Source organism: Ruegeria sp. CH11, from assembly GCF_056537105.1.
Genome location: NZ_JBQFQX010000053.1, coordinates 1 through 739 on the forward strand (window position 1 = coordinate 1; position 739 = coordinate 739).

Annotated in this window: 1 protein-coding gene; it reads right to left on the reverse strand. The window is 66.2% G+C overall.

The features are described 5' to 3' along the window. Positions 1 to 648 (reverse strand): DUF1403 family protein (locus ACR0LX_RS22955; protein ID WP_480785634.1); only part of this gene is annotated, 648 nt, incomplete at its 3' end. Positions 649 to 739: the final 91 nt, after the last annotated feature.

The following is a 739-nucleotide window of genomic DNA, read 5'->3' on the forward strand; positions in this document are numbered from 1 at the left end:
GACTGCCTTGAGTTGCGCCGCCCGACGCGCGAGGTCCGCGGCCTGCCGAACGGCCTCGATCACCGAAGAGATGAGTGCGCGATGACAGGCCAGACGCAAGTCGCCGCCTTGCTTGCGCAGGTCGGCGCGTTTCAGGCCTGGGGCCAGCATCGGCACGAGATGATCCCAGCCGATTGCCAGAGCGAGGGCGGCATCCGCGAGGATCAGCGCTGCGAGGTCTTCGCGCGGCGCCTCGCGCAGCACCGCCTCGAGCACCATCACAGCCCGGGTCACTGGCGCGCCTTTCCCAGCATCGAGCCATGTCGCAATCTGGCCCGGCTCGATGGTCGGCAAGGCCCGATCGAGAACCTTGATCGACACCGGTCGCTCCGCCGCGCGCTGCCAAGCAAGATAAGTTTCACCGGCCGGCCCGGGCAGATCGCCGGGGCGCAGAAGGTATACGGCGTCGCGCAGCTCCCCTACCCGCTCCGGGCGCCCCGAAAACGCGACACAAGCCTCAGCCGCACGCAGCACCAGCCGATCCCGCAACAAGGGTTGGGGCACCTCCTTGTATCCCAACACTAGATGCAGTTGGCTCAGTGCGGCACCCGACAAAAACGCAACATCTTCAAGGGTTTCAGCGCGTGCAGAGGTGACCCAGGCGGGCATCCGGGGTAACGTGTCGCGGTCGCTGATATGACCCGGGCATGCCCGGCAACGTGGCCTTTGTCGCTGATCCGAACCAGTATCGCGGCATTTT